Origin of the sequence: Cryobacterium roopkundense (genome assembly GCF_014200405.1) — a bacterium.
Classification (GTDB): Bacteria; Actinomycetota; Actinomycetes; order Actinomycetales; family Microbacteriaceae; genus Cryobacterium; species Cryobacterium roopkundense.
On the sequence record NZ_JACHBQ010000001.1, the window covers coordinates 1,999,399 to 2,017,783 of the forward strand.

Annotated in this window: 19 protein-coding genes; 3 read left to right on the forward strand and 16 right to left on the reverse strand. The window is 64.9% G+C overall.

The window, feature by feature from the left end:
- Positions 1-2 precede the first annotated feature (2 nt).
- From rpoZ to BJ997_RS09425, 14 genes are all read right to left on the reverse strand, one after another.
- The gene (rpoZ, locus tag BJ997_RS09365) at positions 3-260 is read right to left on the reverse strand and encodes a DNA-directed RNA polymerase subunit omega (RefSeq protein WP_035835750.1); all 258 of its coding nucleotides are present in this window, start codon (positions 258-260) and stop codon (positions 3-5) included.
- Between the two features lie 53 nt (positions 261-313).
- Positions 314-1,234 carry a guanylate kinase gene (gene gmk / locus BJ997_RS09370; RefSeq protein ID WP_035835751.1) on the reverse strand — a complete coding sequence of 307 codons (921 nt, stop codon included), beginning with the start codon at positions 1,232-1,234 and terminating at the stop codon, positions 314-316.
- Positions 1,227-2,123, reverse strand: coding sequence for an orotidine-5'-phosphate decarboxylase (pyrF, locus tag BJ997_RS09375; protein ID WP_236628852.1), 897 nt, complete (start codon positions 2,121-2,123; stop codon positions 1,227-1,229). Before pyrF ends, gmk begins: the two co-directional genes overlap by 8 nt.
- A complete protein-coding gene (gene carB, locus BJ997_RS09380) occupies positions 2,120-5,407 on the reverse strand; it encodes a carbamoyl-phosphate synthase large subunit (RefSeq protein WP_035835752.1) in 3,288 nt (1,095 codons plus the stop codon). The genes pyrF and carB overlap by 4 nt, the downstream gene beginning before the upstream one ends.
- On the reverse strand, positions 5,407-6,594 hold the full coding sequence (gene carA / locus BJ997_RS09385) for a glutamine-hydrolyzing carbamoyl-phosphate synthase small subunit (protein WP_236628854.1): 1,188 nt from the start codon (positions 6,592-6,594) through the stop codon (positions 5,407-5,409). Before carA ends, carB begins: the two co-directional genes overlap by 1 nt.
- A gap of 1 nt (position 6,595) precedes the next feature.
- Positions 6,596-7,156, reverse strand: coding sequence for a PH-like domain-containing protein (locus BJ997_RS21455; RefSeq protein ID WP_035835753.1), 561 nt, complete (start codon positions 7,154-7,156; stop codon positions 6,596-6,598).
- Positions 7,149-8,513, reverse strand: coding sequence for a dihydroorotase (locus BJ997_RS09390; RefSeq protein ID WP_035835755.1), 1,365 nt, complete (start codon positions 8,511-8,513; stop codon positions 7,149-7,151). Before BJ997_RS09390 ends, BJ997_RS21455 begins: the two co-directional genes overlap by 8 nt.
- Complete coding sequence (locus BJ997_RS09395; protein ID WP_035835756.1) at positions 8,513-9,463, reverse strand: aspartate carbamoyltransferase catalytic subunit; 951 nt, start codon at positions 9,461-9,463, stop codon at positions 8,513-8,515. Before BJ997_RS09395 ends, BJ997_RS09390 begins: the two co-directional genes overlap by 1 nt.
- Positions 9,460-10,005, reverse strand: coding sequence for a bifunctional pyr operon transcriptional regulator/uracil phosphoribosyltransferase PyrR (pyrR, locus tag BJ997_RS09400; protein ID WP_035835757.1), 546 nt, complete (start codon positions 10,003-10,005; stop codon positions 9,460-9,462). Before pyrR ends, BJ997_RS09395 begins: the two co-directional genes overlap by 4 nt.
- An 83-nt stretch (positions 10,006-10,088) precedes the next feature.
- The gene (locus BJ997_RS09405) at positions 10,089-11,006 is read right to left on the reverse strand and encodes a thioredoxin domain-containing protein (protein WP_052542054.1); all 918 of its coding nucleotides are present in this window, start codon (positions 11,004-11,006) and stop codon (positions 10,089-10,091) included.
- A gap of 21 nt (positions 11,007-11,027) precedes the next feature.
- Positions 11,028-11,447: a transcription antitermination factor NusB gene (nusB, locus tag BJ997_RS09410; RefSeq protein WP_035835759.1), complete on the reverse strand. Its 420-nt coding sequence runs from the start codon at positions 11,445-11,447 to the stop codon at positions 11,028-11,030.
- Positions 11,447-12,007 carry an elongation factor P gene (gene efp / locus BJ997_RS09415; protein ID WP_035835760.1) on the reverse strand — a complete coding sequence of 187 codons (561 nt, stop codon included), beginning with the start codon at positions 12,005-12,007 and terminating at the stop codon, positions 11,447-11,449. The genes nusB and efp overlap by 1 nt, the downstream gene beginning before the upstream one ends.
- Before the next feature lie 113 nt (positions 12,008-12,120).
- Positions 12,121-12,558 (reverse strand): type II 3-dehydroquinate dehydratase, encoded by a 438-nt coding sequence (locus BJ997_RS09420; RefSeq protein WP_035835761.1) that lies wholly within the window; start codon positions 12,556-12,558, stop codon positions 12,121-12,123.
- A 27-nt stretch (positions 12,559-12,585) separates the two neighbouring features.
- Positions 12,586-13,002 carry a hypothetical protein gene (locus BJ997_RS09425; protein WP_052542056.1) on the reverse strand — a complete coding sequence of 139 codons (417 nt, stop codon included), beginning with the start codon at positions 13,000-13,002 and terminating at the stop codon, positions 12,586-12,588.
- Positions 13,003-13,175: 173 nt separating this feature from the next.
- Here BJ997_RS09425 and BJ997_RS09430 point away from each other — a divergent pair, with 173 nt between their 5' ends.
- From BJ997_RS09430 to BJ997_RS09440, 3 genes are all read left to right on the forward strand, one after another.
- Complete coding sequence (locus BJ997_RS09430; RefSeq protein ID WP_084141100.1) at positions 13,176-14,525, forward strand: GAF domain-containing protein; 1,350 nt, start codon at positions 13,176-13,178, stop codon at positions 14,523-14,525.
- 109 nt (positions 14,526-14,634) lie between these two features.
- The gene (gene exaC, locus BJ997_RS09435) at positions 14,635-16,158 is read left to right on the forward strand and encodes an acetaldehyde dehydrogenase ExaC (RefSeq protein WP_035835762.1); all 1,524 of its coding nucleotides are present in this window, start codon (positions 14,635-14,637) and stop codon (positions 16,156-16,158) included.
- 129 nt (positions 16,159-16,287) lie between these two features.
- A complete protein-coding gene (locus BJ997_RS09440) occupies positions 16,288-16,719 on the forward strand; it encodes a DUF779 domain-containing protein (protein ID WP_035835763.1) in 432 nt (143 codons plus the stop codon).
- Here BJ997_RS09440 and aroB read toward each other — a convergent pair.
- Positions 16,716-17,858: a 3-dehydroquinate synthase gene (gene aroB, locus BJ997_RS09445; protein ID WP_084141101.1), complete on the reverse strand. Its 1,143-nt coding sequence runs from the start codon at positions 17,856-17,858 to the stop codon at positions 16,716-16,718. The genes BJ997_RS09440 and aroB overlap by 4 nt on opposite strands.
- Positions 17,855-18,385: a shikimate kinase gene (locus BJ997_RS09450; RefSeq protein WP_035835764.1), complete on the reverse strand. Its 531-nt coding sequence runs from the start codon at positions 18,383-18,385 to the stop codon at positions 17,855-17,857. The genes aroB and BJ997_RS09450 overlap by 4 nt, the downstream gene beginning before the upstream one ends.

Sequence of the window (18,385 nt, forward strand, 5' to 3'; positions counted from 1 at the left end):
TGCTACTCGACGATGGGACGAGAGGTGAGCTTGTCCTCGTTGATTTCGCGCAGGGCGACCGAGAGGGGCTTGTCGTCGACGGTGGAGTCAACGAGCGGTCCGACGTTGTCGAACAGGCTTCCTTCATGCAGGTCGGCGTAGTAGTCGTTGATCTGACGAGCGCGCTTGGACGCGAAGATCACGAGGGCGTACTTGGAATCGACCTTGGACAGCAGGTCGTCGATGGGCGGGTCAATGATGCCAGTGGGCTTGTTGGCCATTGATGTCACACTCCTTTTAGAGCAATTTCAGCTGGGAAATAAGAAAACGGGCGCTACGAGATTGGAGTCGCAGGGCGAACCTGCATCAAGTCTACGACCTCGCGGGCCGCTTCGGATGCGTCAGCGTTCACGATGCGGTAATCGAACTCCCCCTGGGCCGCCAATTCAAGCTTGGCGGTTTCCAATCGGCGGGCCTGTTCGGCGGGATCCTCGGTGCCGCGACCGATGAGCCTGCGCACCAATTCTTCCCACGTTGGCGGCAGCAGAAAGACCAGTCTCGCGTCCGGCATGGCCCGACGCACCGCCCGTGCCCCCTGAATGTCGATCTCGAGCAGCACGCTGTTTCCCGCGGCGATGGCTTCCTCGACGGGTCCACGCGGGGTGCCGTAGCGATAGGCGTTGTGCACAGTGGCCCATTCGAGAAGTTGTTCGGTCTCGATCATCCGGTCGAATTCCTCGTCTGACACGAAAAAGTAGCTCACGCCCTCGACCTCGCCGGGGCGGGGTGCCCGAGTCGTGGCAGAAACCGACAGGTGAACGTCGGGATAGTTGTCTCGGATGTAACCGGCGACAGTCCCCTTGCCCACGGCTGTCGGCCCGGCGAGCACGATCAATTTGGAGTCGGGCTGACCGTGCCTGGTCGTGGGGCGGTCGGACAGGAAGTCACGCAGCCTGTCGCGCTGGTGACGACCGAGGCCACCGAGGCGCTTGGACGGCGATATCTCGAGGCGGTGAATGATGCGCTGCATCTTGGTGACGCCGATCGCCGGGATGCTCACGAGCAGTTCCGTCACGCGGAGGCGACCTTCGACCCCGATGGGATCTTTAAGCGCCGCGCCGAGGACTTCGAGCGCGGTGCGCTCCCCCGAGGCGACCTGCGCCTTCACCTTGGCGCGCGCTCGGCGCGCGGCAACGGCGGCGCGCGATGCCGCGACCCTGTCGACTTCGGGCGGGGTGGGACGGTTTTCAGCCACGGACGGCTCCTACTTCAGTGACGCGGCGCTCAATTGCCTCCGCGAGCCGGACGGGACCGGCCGAAAGTACACTACGGGATTCACTCACGATAACGCCTCCGGCGTATTCGCCATATATCGAGATCAGATCCATAATATCCCCACCCTGGTGTCCAAAACCGGGTGCAAGCACGGGGGGCAGCCCCTGGGCGGGCGCAGCCGACGTATCGATGCCAAACAGGGCCAAATCGAGGGTTGCTCCGAGAACGACCCCGAAGGACCCCAGTGCGTCGGTCGTCGACCGCGCATTCCTCTCGGCGACGTCATCGAGCACGGCGCGGGCGACGCTGCGCCCGGCGTACTCTCCGTGGGCGACAACGGCCTGCTGGATCACAGCGGCCTCCGGGTTTGAGGTCGCCGCGAGCAGAAAGAGTCCCTTTCCATGCCGGGTGGCCACCTCGAAGGACAGGTCGAGAGATCCGACGCCCATGAACGGATTCACTGTGATGGCATCGACCTCGAGGCTCGAGCCCGGGGTGAGCCAGGCATCCGCATAGGCCTCGACGCTCGTGCCGAGGTCGCCGCGCTTCACATCGGCGATCACGAGCAGGCCTGCAGCGCGGGCATCGGCCAGCACGCGTTCGAGGGCGACGTACCCGGCCGAGCCGAATCTCTCAAAGAACGCGATCTGCGGTTTGACGATACCGGCCTGGCCGGCAGCCGCGGCGACGACCGTGCGCCCGAAGGACTCGGCACCCTCCGCGGAGTCGGGCAAGCCCCAGTCGGACAACAGCCAGGTGTGCGGGTCGATGCCCACACACAACTGGCCCCAATCGGTGAACGCCCGCGCGAGGCGATCACCGAACCTCAAGGTCGGCTCGGAATCGGCCGCGACAGGCCCCGGCGTCACAGCAGCGCCGAACGCTGATCGGCGTACTCCTGCAGCGAGGTCACCTCAAAGCCGCCGCGGATGGCGTCGATCGAGGCCACCGCCGCGCTGAGCTCAGCGATGGTCGTGAACAGCGGCAGGTCGCCGGCCACGGCCGCGGCGCGGATCTCATAGCCATCTGCCCGGGCGGTACGACCGCCCGGGGTGTTGATGACGATCTGCACCTCCTCGCCACGGATCAGCTCGACGATCGACACGTCGTCCTCGCCGGACTTCTCACTGAACTTGGTGACGACGCGGGCACGGATTCCGTTGCGCTGCAACACCTCGGCAGTGCCTTCGGTCGCAGCGATCTCGTAGCCCAGCTGCTGCAAGCGCAGCATCGGAAGGATGATCGCACGCTTGTCCCGGTCGGAGACCGACACGAAAACGGTTCCGCTCAACGGGATGCCGCCGTAGGCCGCGAGCTGGCTCTTGGCGAAGGCACGGGGGAAGTCGCGGTCGATCCCCATCACCTCGCCGGTGGAGCGCATCTCCGGGCCGAGGATGGAGTCCACGACGTTCCCCTCGGGGGTGCGGAACCTGTTGAACGGCAGTACGGCCTCCTTCACGGCGACCGGGGCTTCCATCGGCACTCGGGAGCCGTCGATTTCTGGCAGCTGGCCGGAGGCCTTGAGCTCGGCGATGGTCGTGCCCACCATGATGAGCGCGGCGGCCTTCGCGAGGGTGATGCCGAGGGCTTTGGCCACAAACGGCACCGTGCGAGATGCACGAGGGTTGGCTTCGAGCACGTAAAGCACCCCGGCGCCGATCGCGTACTGCACGTTGAGCAGCCCGCGAACGCCGATCCCCTTCGCGATTCCGAGGGTCGCCTCGCGAACCCTGTCGATCTCGGCGCGCCCGAGGGTCACCGGGGGCAGGGTGCAGCTCGAGTCACCGGAGTGGATTCCGGCTTCCTCGATGTGCTCCATGACACCGCCGATGTAGAGCTCGTGACCGTCATAGATCGCGTCGACGTCGATTTCGATCGCGTCGTCGAGGAACCGGTCGACGAGAAGCGGATGCGACGGGCCGATGATGCCCTGCCCTTCCATCCGGGCGAAGTAGTCGGCGAGGGACAGGGAATCGTAGACGATTTCCATACCTCGTCCGCCCAGCACATAGCTCGGGCGCACCAGCACAGGATAACCGATTTCTTCGGCGGCCTTCACTGCGCCGGCATAGTCGACCGCCACACCGTTGCGGGGAGCGAGGAGGCCGGCCGCATCGAGGATTCCCGAGAACAGTCCGCGTTCCTCGGCGAGGTCGATGGCATCCGGCGTCGTGCCGAGGATGGGAATACCCTCTGCCTCGAGGCCCTTGGCGAGACCCAGGGCGGTCTGACCGCCGAGCTGCACGACGACGCCCACGAGTTCGCCACTCTGGCTCTCGGCGTGGATCACCTCAAGCACGTCCTCCAGGGTCAGGGGCTCGAAATACAGGCGGTCAGAGGTGTCGTAGTCGGTCGAGACAGTCTCAGGGTTGCAGTTGATCATGATCGTCTCGTACCCGGCGTCGGAGAGAGCGAACGAAGCATGCACGCACGAGTAGTCGAACTCGACGCCCTGCCCGATACGGTTCGGACCGGAACCGAGGATGACGACCTTCTTGCGGTCGCTCGGAACGACCTCTGTCTCCTGGTCGTAACTGGAGTAGTGGTACGGAGTGAGGGCGGGGAACTCTCCCGCGCACGTGTCGACAGTCTTGAACACCGGACGCAGGCCGAGGATGTGACGCACTGTGCGCACATCCGCTTCCCCGAAACCACGGAGCTCGCCGATCTGGGCGTCCGAGAATCCGTGGTCCTTGGCATGCAACAGCACGTCACGGTCGAGGCGCTCTGCGCGGGAAACCGCGTCGGCCACCTCGTTGATGAGCACGATCTGATCGAGGAACCACGGGTCGATCTTGGTGGCCTCGAAGACCTGCACGATCGTGGCGCCCTTCCGAAGCGCCTGCTGCACTGTGACAATGCGGCCGTCCGTGGGGATTTCCGCCTCGATCAGCAGTTCGTCAACGGTGCGCGTCTCGACTCCCCAGTGAAAGGACGAGCCGCGCTTTTCAAGGGAGCGCAGCGCCTTCTGCAGGGCGGAGGAGAAGTTGCGACCGATCGCCATCGCCTCACCGACCGATTTCATGGTCGTGGTCAGTCGCGGGTCGGCGGCCGGGAACTTCTCGAACGCAAAGCGCGGAACCTTGACGACCACGTAGTCCAGCGTTGGCTCGAAGCTCGCCGGAGTGACGCCGGTGATGTCGTTCGGGATCTCGTCGAGGCGGTAGCCGAGGGCCAGCTTCGCGGCGATCTTGGCAATCGGGAATCCGGTCGCCTTGCTCGCGAGTGCCGAGGAGCGCGAGACGCGGGGGTTCATCTCGATGACGATGATGCGGCCGTCGGCCGGGTTGATGGCGAACTGGATGTTGCAGCCACCGGTGTCGACGCCGACGGCGCGGATGATGTCGATGCTGATGTCGCGCAGGTTCTGGTACTCGCGATCGGTCAGGGTGAGTGCCGGGGCGACCGTGATCGAGTCGCCGGTGTGCACGCCGACCGGGTCCACGTTCTCGATGGAGCAGACAACGACGGTGTTGTCGGCCGTGTCGCGCATCATTTCGAGCTCGTATTCCTTCCAGCCCAGAATGGACTCTTCGAGAAGCACCTCGCTCGTGGGGCTGTGGTGCAGGCCATCGCCGACGATCCGGCGCAACTCCACCTCGGTGTACGCGAAACCGCTGCCGAGCCCGCCCATGGTGAACGAGGGGCGCACGACGAGCGGGTAGCCGAGGTCGTCGGCGAACCCGACGGCCTCGTCTACGGTTCGGGCGATATGCGAGCGGGCGACGTCCGCGCCGGCGTCGAGAACGAGCTGCTTGAAGATCTGGCGGTCTTCGCCCTTCTGGATGGCCTCAAAGCTCGCGCCGATGAGCTCCACGTTGTACTTCTCGAGGATGCCACGCTCGTGCAGCTGGATCGCCGCGTTGAGTGCGGTCTGGCCGCCGAGGGTGGGCAGGATAGCGTCGGGACGCTCCTTGGCAATGATGGTTTCGAGGATCTCCGGGGTGATCGGCTCGATGTAGGTGGCATCGGCAAAGTCCGGGTCGGTCATGATCGTGGCCGGGTTCGAGTTCACAAGAATGACCCGCACGCCCTCGGCGCGCAGAACGCGGCAGGCCTGGGTTCCGGAGTAGTCGAACTCGCATGCCTGGCCGATCACGATCGGGCCTGATCCGATGACAAGGACACTGTTGATATCGTCGCGCTTGGGCATTACTTGCCGTCTCCTGCTCCGGCGGCCGCGTTTCGTTCGACCACCACGTCCCTGAACCGATCAAAAAGATAATTCGCGTCGTGCGGGCCGGCGGCGGCCTCCGGGTGGTACTGCACCGAGAACGCGGCAATGTCGAGGCAACGGATGCCTTCGACCACCTGGTCGTTCAGGCTGTAGTGGCTCACTTCGACCCGGCCGAACCCGGTGCGCGACTCGCTCACGCCCTCGATGGGCATGTCCACGGCAAAACCGTGGTTCTGCGAGGTAATCTCCACGCGGCCGGTGGCCTTGTCGAGAACCGGCTGGTTGATGCCACGGTGGCCGAACGGCAGCTTGTAGGTGCGGAAGCCGAGGGCGCGACCGAGAAGCTGGTTGCCGAAGCAGATTCCGAAGTACGGCACTCCGGCCCGAAGCACCTCCTGCAGCAGGGTGACGTGCGCGTCGGAAGCGGCCGGGTCCCCCGGGCCGTTCGAGAAGAACACTGCGGATGGCTTCAGGGAGAGCACGTGTTCCGCGGTGACGGACTGCGGCAGCACCAGTACCTCGAGGCCGCGCCGGGCCAGGTGGTCGAGAGTGGACTTCTTCACGCCCAGGTCGAGCACGGCGACTGAGCCGATGCGTTCCCCGACTGCGGGAATCGAGAACGGTTCGACGGTCGAGACCTCGTCGGAGAGGTTTTGACCCTTCATCTGGGCTCCCGAGCGCACGCGGTCGAGCTGCTCGCCGTCGGACAGCTCCAGTGTGTCGCCCGAGAAGATGCCTGAACGCATGGCGCCGGCCGAGCGGATGTGCCGGGTGATGGCGCGAGTGTCGACGCCGGAGATACCCACGATCCCGCCGCCCTCCAGGTCGGAGTCCAGGGTGCGCATTGCGCGGTAGTTCGAGGCGATGCGGGCGGGGTCCCGCACGACGAAGCCGGCGACCCAAATGCGCCGGGACTCCATGTCCTCGTCGTTTGCCCCCGTATTGCCGATGTGCGGGGCAGTCATGAGCACGATTTGACCGGCGTAGGACGGGTCCGTCAGGGTCTCCTGGTAGCCGGTCATGCCGGTGGCGAAGACGATCTCACCGAGGGTCTGGCCCTCGCTGCCGTAGGCGCGACCCTCGAACCGCTTGCCGTCTTCGAGTACGAGAACGGCCGGAGCCGTCCGTTTGATTGCCTTGTAGTCGGCGACTGAAAACACCACGCTACACCTCACTTTCGTCGCGGTCAGCGGGGCCGGTGGCCCCTGCTGCAATGGATCGGATCGCGTCGACCAGGCGGACGCGTTCACTCGGGTCAATGATTCTGAAGTAGCTGTCCACGGACCGGCCGGCCTCGGCCGGCGCATTGAGTCCAGGAGAGACTGGCGGCAGCTGCCAGCCGAGGAGCATGAGGCCGTCTTTCTCGACGACGCGGTCGATGGCCCAGGTGGCCGGCGTCAGGATGTCGATGGCACCGACGGGCACGAAGACCGACCTGGAACCGGTCAGATCGAGAGTGACCCCTGCGTCCGTCGCCGTAATTTCGGCGCGCGCCCGAAAGCCGAGGCCGGGGATGAACAGTCGCTCGAGCGGGGTGTCCCGAGGCGTCGTTGCGACGTAGTATCCGCGAGCGACTGCCAGCACCTTGCCCGGGGCGCTCGGAAACGGGTAGCCCGCCACAATGGCGGAATCGCGCTTGCTTCGCTTGCGCCAGCTGCGGTACATGAGCGTGAACACGCTCAACAGCACAACGACCACGATCACGGTGGGAAGAAGCCTATCCATGGTTGTGCTCCAGGCTCTCTGCGCGGGCGTTCTGCGCGACTTCGGCGGCGTCCAGAAGCACCCCGTCGAGCAGGGTCGCGTATCCGCGGTGGAAGGTGGCCCGAACGAGCCCGGGGAGGGTCATCGACAGGTACGGGGAGTTAACGCTCGTGCCCGACAGGTCGGCGCGGCCGAAGACTCGGGTCGCTGCGGGGTCGTACAGCGTGAGTTCAGCGGGGGCACCCTCGACGAGGCCCTGCCCCTGATTGGTCACCCGTCCGATGCGTGCGGGCGTATGGGACAGCACACGGGCGACGTCCGCCCAGCCCAGCAGCCCGTTCGACACAACGGATGCGTGCACGACCGACAGCGCGGACTCAAGCCCGACCATGCCGTTCGCGGCCGCATCCCACTCGCAGTCCTTCGACTCGATCGGGTGCGGGGCGTGGTCCGTGGCCACGATGTCGATCGTGCCGTCCGCGAGTCCGGCGCGCAGCGCTTCCACATCTTCGCGGCGGCGCAGCGGCGGGTTGACCTTGAAACGTGCGTCGTAGCCCACGACAAGGTCTTCGGTGAGCAGCAGGTGGTGCGGCGTGACCTCCGCCGTCACGTTGATGCCGCGGGCCTTGGCCCAGCGGATGACGTCGACAGAGCCGGCCGTCGAAACGTGGCACACGTGCAGGCGCGAACCCACGTGCTCGGCGAGCAGAACGTCGCGGGCGATGATGGATTCCTCGGCGACGGCCGGCCATCCCACGAGCCCGAGCTGGCCGGACAGTGCCCCCTCGTTCATCTGCGCCTTCTCGGTGAGGCGCGGCTCCTGGGAATGCTGGGCGATCACCCCGTCGAAGGCCTTGACGTATTCGAGCGCGCGCCGCATGAGCAGCGGGTCTGACACGCAGAAGCCGTCGTCGGAGAAAACGCGCACGCGCGCTCGACTCGTGGCCATGGCACCGATCTCGGCGAGCTGCTGTCCAGCGAGGCCCACCGTGACAGCGCCGATCGGCTGCACATCGACGTAGCCGGCACGCTCACCGAGGGCGAGCACCTGCTCGACAACCCCGGCCGTGTCCTGGGCCGGCGAGGTGTTGGCCATAGCGAAAACGCTGGTGAATCCGCCGCGGGCTGCGGCCTGGCTTCCGGTGAGCACGGTTTCGCTGTGCTCGTAGCCGGGCTCACGAAGATGGGCGTGTAGGTCGACCAATCCGGGTAGGGCCACTAGGCCCTCGGCGTCGATCACGGTCGCCCCGGCACTCGACAGGCCGGTTCCGAGCTGCTTCATACGGCCGTTGGCGAGCACGATGTCGGCGCGCGAACCCTCGGGCAGCGAAGCACCCCGAATCAGGTATGTCTGGGTCTTGCTCGACTCAGCGGGCATCATGAATCCTCTCGGTCACCGGACAACAGCAGGTAGAGCGCGGCCATGCGAACGGAAACACCATTGGCGACCTGCTCCAGCACGGTCGAGTTGACCGAGTCGGCAGCCGCTGACGATATTTCCAGCCCACGGTTCATCGGTCCGGGGTGCATCACAATGCTATCCGGGCGAAGCCGACTAAATCGCGCGTCGTCAAGCCCCCAAGCGCGGGAATACTCCCGGCTGTTCGGGAAAAACGCGGCACTCATGCGTTCGGCCTGAATCCTGAGCATCATCACCACATCCGGACCGCTGTCGATTGCCTCATCGAGGTCGAACCCGAACGTGGCCGGCCAGCCGGTGGTATCGGCCGGTAGCAGTGTGGGCGGCGCCACGAATGTGACCTCGGCGCCCAGGGTCGGCAGCAGCCACAGGTTGCTGCGTGCGACTCGTGAGTGCAGCACGTCACCGACGATCGTGACCCGCACGCCGTCCAACCCCTTCCCCCGCGACGCCGCGCCGTGGATCCGGCGCCGAATGGTGAAGGCGTCGAGCAGGGCCTGCGTGGGGTGCTCGTGGGTACCGTCCCCGGCGTTGATGATTCCGGCGTCGATCCATCCGCTCGCCGCGAGCACCTGGGGCGCTCCCGACGCCGGGTGCCGGATGACGACGCCGTCGGCGCCGATCGCGGCGAGAGTCTGCGCGGTGTCTTTCAGGCTCTCCCCCTTGGACACGCTCGAGCCCTTGGCGCTGAAGTTGATCACGTCGGCACTGAGCCGCTTGGCGGCGGCCTCAAAGGAAATGCGCGTTCTCGTGGAGTCTTCGAAGAAGAGATTCACGACCGTCTTGCCGCGCAGGGTCGGGAGCTTCTTCACTTCGCGCTGGGAGACATCCGCCATGTCCTCGGCGATGTCAAGCAGCTCGATGATACGGTCCCGGCCGAGATCACGGGTGGACAGCAGATGTCTCACTGGTCGCGCCCTCCTTCGATGGAGACGAATTCGTCACCGTCGGTCTCCTCGAGGTGCACATTGATGCGCTCCTCAGTGGAACTCGGCAGGTTGCGCCCCACGAAGTCGGCCCTGATCGGGAGCTCGCGGTGGCCGCGATCCACCAGGACGGCCAGCCGTACGATCTTTGGACGACCGTGGTCGCCGAGCGCGTCGAGCGCGGAGCGGATGGTGCGCCCCGAGTAGAGCACGTCGTCCACCAGCACGACCGTGGCACCATCGATGCTCCCTGGAACCTGCGTGCGCGACGGGGTTCTGGTGCGGGTGTGGGACAGGTCATCGCGGTAGAGCGTCACGTCGAGGGAGCCGACGCGCACGTGCGGTGCGGCAGGTTCGATGCGCGCTATCGTTTCCGCGATGCGGCGCGCGAGCACGACGCCCCTCGTGGGGATACCGAGGATGACGAGATTGTCAGGGCCCCGATTGGACTCCAGGATCTCGTGGGAGATTCGAGTCAACGCGCGGGTGATGTCAGCCTGAGTGAGCACAATGTGTTCCAACAGCCGACCTCCTTCCCCGTCTCACAGGACGGCTGTTAAAGGATGTCTAAGTAGGTCCAGCGTAGCGGAACCCGCCGGCCCCGCCGTTACCGGTCGAAGGCTGCGGCGACGAACTGCGCGAACTCGACCGAATCCGTGAGGCTGCCCTCGTATGGCACCCCGTCCACGAGCACGGTCGGGGTTCCGGAGATCGCCGGCAGGTCCGAGCCGGGAATGGGACCGGTCGTGGCCTGCTCGGTATTCGCCTGCGACCAGGTGGCGTACTCGCCGTCGGCCACACACTCGGCGATGCTCTCGCTGCCGGTTGACAGCGACACCAGTTCGTCGTCGCTGAGACCCGCAGAGTTTTCGGCCGGCTGGTTGGCGAACAGCGCCGCCAGATAGTCCAGGGTGGACGTGGGGTTCAGAGTCGCCTCACAGGTCAGCGCGGATGACGCACGCGTCGAGTAATCCGTGCCGGCCGACAATCGATCCAGGAACGTGAGCGAGTGCAGCCGCAGGGTGATCGCGCCATTGGTGGCGGCCAGTGCCAGGCTCGGACCGTTCGCTTCCTCAAACTGCTGGCAGTACGGGCACATCGGGTCGAAGTACACGTCAACCGTCACCGGCCCAGTGCCGACTGTCAGAAATCCGGCATCGAAGTCGGCCGTCCCGACCTGTCCGGTCGGGAGCGGCGCGGCAGTCTGGGAATCTCCGACCGAACCCGGCTGGGAGGCGGAGTTGTTCGCGGCGAACAGACCGCCGATCGTCGCCGCGAACGTGATAATCAGCACGATGACCAGTGCGACAATGGCCGTCTGTACCCAGCCGATGATGACTCCGGCCAAGGCGATGCCTCGACCGGACTCACCGCGAGCCTTGATCTGACCGAGGGCGATGTAGCCGGTGACGATACCGACAACGCCGATGAAGAATGACGACGCGAGGGCAACGATTGCCAGGCTGTTCGTCTTCGGCGCTTGTGCGAAGGCCGGTTCCTGCTGGTCTGGTGCGGTGCTGGTCATGAGCGTCCCTGCATGGAGAGGTTAGGCGGATGGAGCCGTCTGGGCGATCTTGCCGAGCAGTCCGTTGACAAAGCCCGCCGAGTCATCCGTTGACAAGATCTTGGCCGCTTCTACGGCCTCGTCGATCGCGACGGCGTGCGGCACTGCGTCGTTGTAGAGAATCTCCCAAATACCGATGCGCAGGATCGCGCGGTCGATATTCGGCATGCGCGCGAGCGACCAGCCCTGCGAGTAGGTTTCGATCAGTTCATCGATCTCCTCGCGGTGGTCGACGACACCGTCCACAAGTTCACGGGCGTAAAGCCAGGACGCCACTCGGGCCGGCTCGCTCGCCGCGCGCTGCGCCTCGGTGGCGAGCGACTCGGGAATGGTGATTTGGCGCACATCAGCGGCGTAGAGAATGTCGATGGCGCGCTTACGAGCCTTGGTACGGGCGCTCACTAGTTGACGCGACCGAGGTAGTCGCCGGTGCGGGTGTCGACCTTGACTTTGGTACCCATGTCGAGGAACAGCGGAACCTGAATCTGGAAACCCGTCTCGACGGTGGCAGGCTTAGTGCCGCCGGTGGAGCGGTCGCCCTGCAGGCCGGGCTCGGTATAGGTGATCTCGAGCACAACGGATGCCGGCAGCTCGACGTAGAGCGGGTTGCCATTGTGCAAGGCGACTGTTACGGCCTGACTCTCGAGCATGAAGTTGCTCGCGTCTCCAACGACGGCCGAGGACACGTGCAGCTGGTCGTAGTCTGCCACGTCCATGAAGACATAAGAGTCGCCGTCGGCGTACAGATATGTGAAGTCGCGACGGTCCACGTTCTCGGTCTCGATCTTGGCGCCGGCGTTGAACGTGCGATCGACGGTCTTGCCCGACACGACGTTCTTGAGCTTGGTGCGAACGAACGCACCACCCTTGCCCGGCTTGACGTGCTGGAACTCGATGACGGCCCAGAGCTGGCCGTCGATGTTGAGGACGACGCCGTTCTTGATATCAGCGGTAGATGCCATGGGAGGTTCAATCCGTTCAATTATAAAATCGTTCAATTGTTAAAGTGCGCGGCCGATTCGGCCTCAGGAGAGTCTACGCGACCGAGCCTCAGGCACCAAAGAGAGTGAAGTAATCAGCGCTCTCGAGTGACGTAATCCAGCGCGAGCCGGTACGAGTCAAACCCGAGGCCCGCAATCACGCCGGTGGCGATGGCGCTCACGACGCTCGTGTGCCGAAAGGTCTCCCGCGCGTGCGGGTTTGAAATATGTACCTCGATGAGCAGCAGTCCGGCCTTGGTCACCAGGGCCGCGGCATCCCGGAGGGCGTAGCTGTAGTGCGTAAACGCAGCCGGATTGATGATGACGGCCACGCCGGTGTCCACGGCTTCGTAGAGCCAGTGGATGAGTTCGGCCTCATCGTCGGTCTGGCGCACATCCACGGTCACGCCCTCGGGCGCCGAAGCACTGAGCAGCAAGCGGAGGTCCTCAAGATTGGCTGACCCGTAGACATCCGGTTCCCGGCTACCGAGTCGACCGAGATTGGGGCCATTCAAAACCAGAACTGTGCTCATGCTCCCAGCCTAGGGGCGACGTGGCCGTTATCCGTCGACGCCATCGGAGAGCACGCACACGCCGTCATCGTGGGCCACGAACATGCCGGTGATGGCCATGACCTTGCCGAAAGCAGTGCTGAGCTCCCTGGCCCAGGCCTGGTCCGGTGCGGTCAGGCCAGCGGACCCTGGGCGCTCCAGAGCGAGTATCACGCTGCCTCCAGGCCCTCTCTCGTTCAGCATGGCCCCAATTCCGGTCGCGAGGGGAGTCATGCCGCCCGGCTCCGGTCGAAGTGGGATGCCCTCGATCGGAATCAGGATGGGAAGCTGATGACCGTCAGCATCGAGGAGCATGAGCCAGAGCTGGTATCGAATTGCCCTGCCGACGAGTTCGAAGACCCGCTCTCGTGCCTGCTCGACGGTGTGGATCGGTAACGCATCGTGGAAGTTCAGTCGTGTCGTCATGCCACCAGAGTGGCGCGGTCTCGCTGGGCGTAAGAGTTATCCACAGGTCTTCTTGTCCTGATTTACTGTGAAAGATCCGGGGCCCTCCCGCGCGACACACGGGTGCCCATAGACTGGCGGTCTGGTGACCTCGTACGGTCGCCGCCGACGACCAGCGCAGATCGAAGGACTCGATGACCGGCCCATGGATTACGTCCGCGTCCAAAGCGAGTGCCGAGGAGCGGGTGGTCGAGAAGGCCCACGCATCCGCCGTGTCGGACAGGATCATAGGTGCCGGCGTTCGCAAACTTGTGCAGGACTCCTGGCAGCGGTCTCTCTCCCTCAGTCTGGATCCCACCAGCGTCGCGCCCGAGCCTTCACTCAGCGACGTGGAGCTGCGTGACCTGCGCAACCAGCATCCGCTTTCCGCCGTTCTCCCTGTCGTACACAACCTGCTGATCAGACACGCCTTTGATTCGAAGCTCATTGTTGCGATCGGCGATGAATCCGGCCGCCTGCTCTGGATCGACGGCGACCGCGTACTGCGCGTCAAGGTGGAGGAGATGCTGTTCGTCGAGGGAGCGGATTGGTCGGAACGGCGAGTCGGAACGAGCGCCCCCGGAACCGCCCTCGCTCTCAACCGGGGCATCCAGATACGGCGGGCCGAACACTTCAACCTGCTGGCGCATCCCTGGAGCTGCACGGCCGTGCCCATCCATGACCCGGATACGGGCAAGATCTTGGGGGTCATCGACATCACCGGAGGGGACGAGGCAGTCGCTCCCCAGACTCTTCCGCTCGTGGAGGCCGCGGTTGCGGCGATGGAAGCCGAACTGCGCATCCAACGCCTCGGGCTCGCCCCGCGCGGGTCAACGACGATACGGCCCACCCCGGTGATTGTGGCCGCTCCGCAACGCATCAGTGCCTCGGTGAGTCTGAACATTCTCGGCAGCGACAACGGACATCTCGAGGTGGGCAGCCTCTCCACCGACCTCAGCCCGCGGCATGCCGAGATTCTGGCCCTCCTCGCCTGGCACCGCGAGGGGCTTTCCGCCGATCGCCTCGCCCTTATGCTGAGCGACCAGGGAAATGCGGTCGACACTCTCAGGGCGGAAATGGTTCGAGTGCGAAAGGTGCTCGAACTCTTCTCCCCCAGAGTCGTCATCAGCTCACGCCCGTACCGGCTCGAGACGCCCCTGGAACTCGACGCGCAGCGCGTGCTGGCCTTCCTGGAACGCGGCGCTCACCGCGTGGCTATGGGCGCGTACCGTGGCCCCGTCTTGCCCAATTCTGTCGCCCCCGGCATCATCGAAATCCGCTCCGAGGTCAGTGCCCGCCTGCGGGAGGCCATGCTGACGGATGCCGCCGTTGACGTCTTGCTCGACTACGCGCGCTCCGAAGAGGCCACCTGGGACACCGAAGTCTGGCGCGCGTGTCTGGAGCTTCTCCCCGCGCGGTCCCCGAAGCGCGCCGCGGTGGTGGCCCGCCTTCAGCGCATCGACGACGAACTCAGTCCCTCGGTTCCCGCGCGCCGCCGCCCCTGATTCGCCTGTCCACACGACTCGCAACTTATCGCAACGTTTGTCTTCCTAGACTGACAACCAGGGCCGCGGAATGCGGTCCTCCCGACATCGTCGTCGAACTAGGAGTGTCATGACCGTATACGCAGCCCCCGGAACACCGGGCGCAAAGGTTAGCTTCAAGCCCCGCTATGAGAACTGGATCGGCGGAGAGTGGGTGGCACCCGTCAAGGGCGAGTATTTCGAAGACGTCACCCCCGTCAACGGCCGCCCGTTCACCGAGGTCGCCCGTGGTACGGCAGAAGACATCGAGCTTGCCCTCGATGCGGCTCACAAGGCCGCTCCGGCCTGGGGCAAGACCAGCGCCACCGAGCGCGCGGCCATCCTGAACCGCATCGCCGACAAGATCGACGCCAACCTCGAGCTGCTCGCAGTTGCCGAGTCCTGGGACAACGGCAAGCCCATCCGCGAGACCCTCAACGCGGACATTCCCCTCGCCGCCGACCACTTCCGCTATTTCGCGTCGGCAATTCGCAGTCAGGACGGCGACCACGCCCAGCTCGACGGCGACACAGTCTCCTACCAGTTCCATGAGCCGCTCGGCGTGGTCGGCCAGATCATCCCGTGGAACTTCCCCATCCTGATGGCAGTCTGGAAGCTCGCTCCCGCCCTCGCCGCCGGCAATACCGTTGTGCTCAAGCCGGCAGAGCAGACGCCGGCATCCATCCTCGTGCTGATCGAACTCATCGGCGACATCCTCCCCCCGGGAGTCGTGAACATCGTCAACGGTTTCGGCCTCGAGGCCGGCAAGCCACTCGCGTCATCCAAGCGCATCCGCAAGATCGCCTTCACGGGAGAGACGACCACGGGTCGTCTTATCCTGCAGTACGCCAGCGCTAACATCATTCCGTCCACCGTCGAGCTCGGCGGCAAGAGTGCGAACATCTTCTTCAAGGATGTCGCCCAGGAAAACGACGCCTTCTACAACAAGGCTCAGGAAGGCTTCGCGCTCTTCGCCTTCAACCAGGGCGAGGTGTGCACGGCTCCGAGCCGTGCCCTGCTGCACAAGCCGATCTACGACAGCTTCCTCAGCGACGCCGTCAAGCGCACGAGCCTCGCGATCCAAGGCAACCCGCTCGACACCGAGACCCAGGTCGGAGCGCAGGCCAGCAACGATCAGCTTGAGAAGATCCTGTCCTACATCGACATCGGAAAGAAGGAAGGCGCCAAACTCGCGCTCGGCGGCGAGCGTGCCGATCTGGGCGGTGACCTCAGCGGCGGCTACTACGTGCAGCCGACGGTTTTCGAGGGAAACAATAAGATGCGTATTTTCCAGGAGGAAATCTTCGGACCGGTTCTCGCTGTCACGAGTTTCGAGGACTACGACGACGCCATCTCCATTGCCAACGACACCATCTACGGACTCGGTGCCGGCGTCTGGTCCCGCAACGGAAACGTCGCCTACCGTGCCGGTCGCGACATTCAGGCCGGGCGCGTGTGGGTCAACAACTACCACGCCTATCCCGCCGGTGCCGCGTTCGGTGGCTATAAGAGCTCGGGAATCGGACGCGAGAACAACAAGCTCGCGCTCGATCACTACCAGCAGACCAAGAACCTGCTCGTGTCCTACTCCGAAGACGCACTGGGCTTCTTCTAAAGCCTGGCTTCATTGAGGCCGAACCTGCTTTTCCTGCCCGGGCTGCCTCACAGCAGCCCGGGCTACCGTGGGGGCTGTCAACGACGACTGTCGTTGACAGCCCCATTTTTCACCCGAGAAGGGCCTGCAATGTCAGTAACACTTGCCACGGAATCCGTCATGGCTCTCGTCACGATCGCCGGGGAGAGCCTCCCCCGAGTTGAGCTCGCACCGGTCGCCGTCGACCTACTCCGTAGTCTGTGGGATGAGCACGGCCCACTCATGTTCCACCAGTCCGGCGGCTGCTGCGACGGCAGCTCCCCCATGTGCTTCATGGCCGGCGAGTTCATCACATCAGACCAGGACGTGCTGCTCGGCCGCCTCGACATCGGCCCGGCCGGCGGGCCCGGCCAGGTCATCGACTTCTGGATGTCCGCCGAGCAATTCGCCTATTGGAGCCACACCTTTCTCACCGTGGACGTGGTGCCAGGACGAGGCAGCGGCTTCTCCGCCGAAGCTCCGCGTGGTGTGCGCTTTCTCATCCGGTCCCGCCTGATGGAGACCGAAGTACCTTTCGCCTAGCTCCCGATCGCCTGGTACGCCGAGAAGAGCAGCGACGCGTCCGGGCCCTCCATGATGGTGGGCTTGCCGATGTCATCGAGCACGACGAAGCGCAGCATCCCACTGCGGGTCTTCTTGTCGCGCTGCATCGTGGCGAGCAGGGTGGGCCAGCGACCGACCGGGTAGGTCGTCGGCAGGGTGAGGGACTCCAGAATACGTCGGTGCCGGTCGACGGCCTCGACCGAGAGCCGGCCGCTCAGCCCGGCGAGTTCGGCGGCGAACATCATTCCAACGCCGACGGCGGCTCCGTGGCGCCACCCGTACCGCTCGGCGTGCTCCACGGCATGGCCGAGGGTATGGCCGTAGTTGAGAATCTCCCGCAGGCCGGACTCCTTGAAGTCCTGCCCCACGATGCGGGCTTTCATCTCGATGGACAGTTCGATCAGCCGGCGAAATTCGGGCGTGGTCGGATCCGTGGCCACGTCAACGTCGGCCTCGATGATGTCGAGGATTTCCGGAACCTGAATGAAACCCGCCTTGACGATCTCGGCGAAGCCGGCCAGAATCTCGTTGCGGGGCAACTGCTCAAGAAGGTCAAGGTCGCAGATCACGGCGTTGGGTGCCCAGAAAGTTCCCACAAGGTTCTTGCCCTCGGCGGTATTGATTCCGTTCTTGCCACCCACGGCCGCGTCGACCATGCCGAGCACACTGGTGGGAATCTGCACGAGCTTGACGCCGCGCAGCCAGGTGGCGGCCACGAAACCGGCGAGGTCTGTCACAGCCCCGCCGCCGAGGCCGATCACGGCGTCGGTGCGACTGAAGTCGGCCTGACCCATGACCTGCCAGCAGAAGGCGGCTACTTCCACACGTTTGGCCGGCTCGGCGTCGGGCACCTCGGCGATCATCACCTCGTAGCTGCCGAGCAGGCTCTCACGCAGGGCCACGGCGCGGGCGCCGAGTGTGGACGTGTGCACGATGAGAACCTTGCGAACCTCGGTGCCCAGCTGTTCGGCCACGGAATTCACCAGGCCGCACCCAACGTACACCGGGTAGCTGTCGTCACCGGAAACCGTGATGACAATCGTTCCGGGCACGGTGGCCAGCGGCGCGGCGGCCCCAGGTACGTGCGTGGTCACTGCTGATGTGGCTGATTCGGTCATGATCTCTTTCTAACCCAGGTCACTATCTCATCGGCGATGGTGCTGATGGGACGGTGTGACGTGTCGAAGTGAATTGTGGAAAGGGCCTCGTAGATCGGGCGCCGCTGCGTGAAGATTCGTTCCCAGTCGGCGATTCCACCGCTGAGGAGTGGTCGCTTCTTGCCGCCGATACGCCTGCTCGCGGCGCGCGCGTTCACGCTGAGGTAGACCACAGTGTGCTCGGCCAGATCCGCCTGGGTGGCGGAGTCGAGCACGGCCCCGCCACCCAGCGACACGACACCCGTCTGGCTGAGGGCATCAGCGACGATTCCGCGCTCGATCACCCGAAAGTAGTCCTCGCCCTCGCGCGCGAAAATTTCGCTGATCGGTCCGTAGCGCGCCACGATGAGCTTGTCCGTGTCCACAAAGGGCACGCCGAGTCCACGTGCAGCCCGGCGGCCGATCTTGCTCTTCCCCGCTGCCATCGGGCCGATGAAGACGAGCGGATAGGGCGAACGCTCGTCGCCCGCGGGGATGTCTGCGGACAT